This is a genomic window from uncultured Thiodictyon sp. (assembly GCF_903828115.1).
In the GTDB taxonomy this organism is placed as follows: Bacteria; Pseudomonadota; Gammaproteobacteria; order Chromatiales; family Chromatiaceae; genus Thiodictyon.
Genome location: NZ_CAIKKU010000503.1, coordinates 1 through 4,839, shown reverse-complemented (window position 1 = coordinate 4,839; position 4,839 = coordinate 1). Strand labels below are relative to the sequence as shown.

3 protein-coding genes are annotated in these 4,839 nt (G+C 69.5%); all 3 read right to left on the bottom strand.

Annotated elements, in window-relative coordinates; translation table 11 throughout:
• Positions 1 to 169 precede the first annotated feature (169 nt).
• Complete coding sequence (locus tag QZY48_RS18415) at positions 170 to 3,613, bottom strand: SUMF1/EgtB/PvdO family nonheme iron enzyme (RefSeq protein WP_295433862.1); 3,444 nt, start codon at positions 3,611 to 3,613, stop codon at positions 170 to 172.
• A 57-nt stretch (positions 3,614 to 3,670) separates the two neighbouring features.
• Positions 3,671 to 3,907, bottom strand: coding sequence for a hypothetical protein (locus QZY48_RS18410; RefSeq protein WP_295433859.1), 237 nt, complete (start codon positions 3,905 to 3,907; stop codon positions 3,671 to 3,673).
• A gap of 81 nt (positions 3,908 to 3,988) precedes the next feature.
• Entirely contained in the window at positions 3,989 to 4,621 is a 633-nt protein-coding gene (locus QZY48_RS18405) for a hypothetical protein (RefSeq protein ID WP_295433856.1), read from the bottom strand.
• Positions 4,622 to 4,839 lie beyond the last annotated feature (218 nt).

Sequence of the window (4,839 nt, the reverse complement as noted above, 5' to 3'; positions counted from 1 at the left end):
TATTCGGCCTAGCCCTGAAAGGGCGTGACATAAGGAGCCATGCCGTTATGTCACGCCCTTTCAGGGCTAAGCTCCGCGGATAACCCATACCCAGGGCGTTGCCCTGGGCTGGTATGTTCGACCCCGTTGGGGTCGATACGCAAGATCAGCTGAAACCGGGTACTAGGGGTCAAGGCTGGCGGGGCGCGGCCAGGACGCAGCGGAACCCGATGTACCTGAACCGGAACTCGGGCTCGTACCGGTCCCGGTTCGAGGCGCGCAGGTTCCTGGCCCCGTAGTTGAAGGCACCGCCGCGCAGCACGCGCGACGACCCGCCGTCCCGTATGTCCTCAAAATAGAAGTCATCGCACCACTCCCAGCAGTTGCCGGCCAAGTCGTCGAGGGCCAGGCGCGCCTGCCGGGAGCGGGGGAAGGACCCGACTGGCGACGTCACGCCGAGTCCGGCCTCGCGGCCGTTGCAGATACCGTCCTCCCACTCGCCGCACCAGGGGTATTCGCACCCGTCCGGACCGCGGGCAGCGGCTTCCCATTCCTGCTCCCGCGGAAGGCGGCCACCAGCCCAGCGGCAACATGCATCGGCTTCCCAGAACGATACACCGACAACCGGTTGATTGGGTCCGTTCCAACGCCTGTCGCTCCAGACCAACGGTTCGGTGACACCTTCTTCTTGCAGCCAGCCCCAGCCCTCATCGGACCACCAGGCGCGATTGTCATAGCCGCCGTCCTCCATGAAGGCACGATACTGGCTGTTGGTCGTCGGGTAACGGGCGAGCCGGAAGGGTGTCTCGATGCGGATCGGTTCGTTCTTGTCGCCGTAGACATAGTCGCCCGCCGGGACCTCGACATAGGCGGCCGGGTCGCGCAGATCCAAAATGCGCGGGTCCCCGAGCCGCCCCAGGCAAAGCCCCAAGGCCTGGCGGGCGGGGATGGCGATCTCATCGGCAATGGCGTCCAGGCAGGTCTGCCGGAATGCCCCGGCGAGCCCGTCCGGGACCGCGTAACCCTTGGCCAGGCACAGGTCCAGGCACACGGCGACCAGTACGGCGGGGGCCGGGTTGGCCTTGACCCCGGCGCGCCCCAGGTCGGCGCTGAGTTGGGTCAGCAGATCCAGGCCCCACTGGGCGCTGCGGTAGTTGAAGACCCCGGCGGCGAACAGGAAGAGGAGCGTCGGACGCCACTCTGGGACCGGACCGCGGTCGCGGAACACCAGATCCAGGGCGGCGCGGTCCTCGCTGGTGCGCGCGATGCGCTCGGCGGCCAGGAACTCCTGGAAGCTCAGGTGATAGAAGGCGGCGCGCCGGCCGGGGCGGGGCAGCAGCAGGCCGGAGCGGGTGAGCAGTTCCTCGCGCTGGACGGCGGGTTCCACACGGCCCGACTCATAGGCGGGATTGAGCCGGGCGAAGGCACGCAGCAGGCGCTCCAGTTCCGCGTCGCTCGCCTCGGCGCTGGGGGTGCGGCGGTCCTCGTCGAGTCCCGCGCCGGTGTGCATGCCGTGCGCGATGGCCTCCAGCCTGGCCTTGAGCGGCTCGCGCGAGCGGGCGTCGCCCGGATAGCGGTTGTAGAGCACGTTGTCGAGGATGCGCTGATAGAGGTGATAGCGATCCTCGGGCAGGCGCCGGCCGTTGCCGTAGATGACGCAGAGCGCCGTGAGCAGGAGCGGGTTCTCGGCGAGCGGCGCCAGGTCCGCGCGCCCGGCGATGCTCGCGAGCAGGCCGGCGGTCAGGTCCGCCTTGTCCAGGGTGTGAAACCAGCGGGTGACGAAGAGTTCCTGCAGGGGCTCCGGCAAGGGCTCCAGGGGGGCGCGGGGCAGGCCCAGCCTGGCGAGCCCGCCCTCGTCGAGTCCGTAGGGTCGGCTGGTGAGGAGTATCCGGTTGCCGGCCTGGTGCCAGTGCGGCAGGGCGTCGGCGAGGCCGGCAAGCAGCAGGGCGCGGGGATAGAGGGTTAGGTCGTCGCGCACCTGGGAGACGGGTACCTCGTCCAGTCCGTCGAGGAGCAGGAAGGCGCTGCCGGCCCGCAGGTGGGCCTTGAGCAGGTCGCCGTCGAGTCCGTCGGGCCGCAAGCGGTCATCCACCCAGGCGGCCAGGGTCTTGGTGAACTCGTCGCGGCACCAGTGGCGGCGGCCCTGGCCGCAGTCGATCGCCTCCCAGAATTCGCGCAGCGGGACCAGGAGCGGCAGGCGGGTGCGCAGGCCGGCGGGCGCGGGCTCCGCGAAGCCCGCCGGCGGCGCGACCGCGTGGACGCTCGGGGCGCCGGGGATGCTTTGCAGGACCGCCCAGCGGCAAAAGGTGGTCTTGCCGGCGCCGGGCGGGGCCGGGCAATAGAGGGATTGCGCGTCGATGCGTTGCAGGAGCAGGGTCGGGGGTTGTTTCTCCTCCTCCTTGGGTTGGCGCACCTGGGCGGGCGCTGCCGCGGGCGTCGTCACCGCCGGGCAATAGACCTGGCTCAGGGTCACGGCCTGGCCTTGCTGGGTGTCCTGGCCGAGCAGGTCGATACCGCTGTAGGTGCGGCGCAGCCAGGCGAGATAGGCGGGGGGGATGGCCGGCGCCTGGGGCGCGGGCGGTGGCGCCGTGGGGTCCGTGGGGGTCGCGAGCGGGAACTCGGCCGTGCCGTCCGGGCAGCCGGGCTGGTTCCGGTCGATCTGCCAGGCGCCTTTGATCCAGGTGCGGAAGAGGACCCGCACGCGCCTGGGGGCGTTGCGCAGGGCAGCATCGCGGCCGGAGGCCGCTCCCACAAGGGCTTGCGGCCAGAGTTCGATCCATTGGAAGGCATTGGGGTGGCGGCTGCCGTCATAGACGCAGCCGGCGGCCAGTTCCAGGCAGGCGCGGGCCGGGTCCGGCGGGCGGACGAAGGACGCCTCGCCCTCGTGCAGGTGCCCGCGCAGCACGAGATCCCGGTGCAGGTGGATCAACTGGCGCGACTCGTGGGTGTCGAACTCGGCCAGGTAGTCCCAGGGGTGGTGCAGCAGGGCCAGGCGCCAGTCCGCCCCTTCGCCGTCCGGGTGCAAAACGGTCTGGTTGATTTGGTAGCGGCCAAGGAGCAGGCGCCCGCGGTCGGCATCGCCGCACGCCATCCAGGCAGAGTCGAGTCCGGCGAGGTGCAGGCGCCGGCCGCGGATGGCGATGGTGCGCTGCCACCAGGGCAACGCCTGGGGCTCACCAAGCCAATCGCGGTAGAACGCGAGATAGTCGGCGTGGCGCTTGAGCACGATCTCGCGCTCCGCATCGTCACCCAGGAGTTCGGCGATGGCGTCTTGGGATTGCTCTGCCAGCAGACCGTCCTGGATATGCCGCACGCCCTTCCCGACCCGGCCCCGATCCGCGTCATGGTTGCCGGGCACCAGCAGCAGACGGTCCCGGGGCAGGCCAGCGGGGAGTAGCGGCCAGAGCGCCCGGCTCAACCAGTCGGCGGCGAGACCATAGTCCGCGGCCTTGCCGGCAAAGGCCAGGTCCCCGGTGATGGCGACCAGATCGGGCGCCAGTCCGCCCCGGACATCTGCGCCGATGCACTGTGCCAGGGCGCGCAGCACCGGGTCCGAGTCCCACGCCGTGCCGGCGCGAAAGTGGAGGTCGGACAGGTGCAGGAGGCGGATGGGGCTGGCGTCGTTATTTGGCATCCGGTGCGGTCTCGGCAGGGGCTAAGGATCGGTTCACAAATAAATTAAGCAATTCAATCAGGAACTGCCGATAGCGCCGTTGTCGTTGTCGTTGTCGTTGTCGTTGTCGAGATTGTCGTAGCGCCCCAGATTCTCTCGCACCCCAAAATGGGCCTCGGTCATGGTTTCGGCCAGCCGCGGCGCCAGCCCGCTGGAGTCCAAGGCTTCAGCCTTGGATCGGCCGCCCAAGGCTGAAGCCTTGGACTCCAAATGAACATCGCTGGCCAGAACGATGATCAAGGCCCCAAAGTGCATCGCTTCTCCGATTACGACAACGACAACGACAACGACAACGACAATTCTGTTTAACTTGCTCTTGACTCGTTACCGAGCCGGTCAGTCCATGAGCCCGGCGATAGTCCGCGCCAGAAAGCCCAGGCGCTGCTCCAGCACCACCGGTCTGGTGCAGAGAAAGCCGATCGACTTCTCCCGCTCGTCGAACACCCGCTCCTCCAGGGTCAGCCGTTCCTTGAGGGCCGCGCGTTCCTTGGCCGCCGCCTCGGAGGGGTCGCGCTCCAGGGCGACCATCTGGTCCAACTCCAGACCCAGGGCCTCGGCGCGGCGCGCCTGGTCCTGGGAATAGCGCCTGATGCCGTCGAGTTGCTGGGCGCGCTCCTGATCGAGGACCTCCAGGACGCCCGCGAAGACCAGGGTCAGCAATGGCGCCTTGTCGGCGGGGGCCAGGCCCTGGGCGAAGGCGGCGACGGCGGACCCGGCCGCCTCCTCGCTGAGGCCGGGTTGGGTCAGGCGGCCGACCAGGTCCGCCACCGGGGCGGTCTCCCGCCAGGCGAGGCCGTCCACTGAGGGTCCGTCCCAGAGGGTCGCGGCGCTGATCCGCTGGACCAGGATCTGGTCGCAGGGCCAGTCGGGGTCTGCGGCCTGGGCGTCTTCATCGGCCGCCGCGGGGGCGGCGGTGAGGGCGAGGGCCAGGGCGCAGAGGGTCAGGATCAGGGGCCTAAACGGGGTCACGCGGGGTGCTCCTTTGAGATGTTTGGGCAAAGGTGGATCGGCGTGCGGGGCTGGCCGCGATCGTCTTTAGGGCTGGCGAGTCGGTCCGCACAGCGGACCCTACGGTGGCCGCCGTAGGGTCCGCTGTGCGCACCAACCCCCGCCAGGCGCACTCGAATGATCCGGTTCAGCCCCCGCCCTGCTTGAAGCGCCTCATACCGCGCCCGGGGTCATAGCCC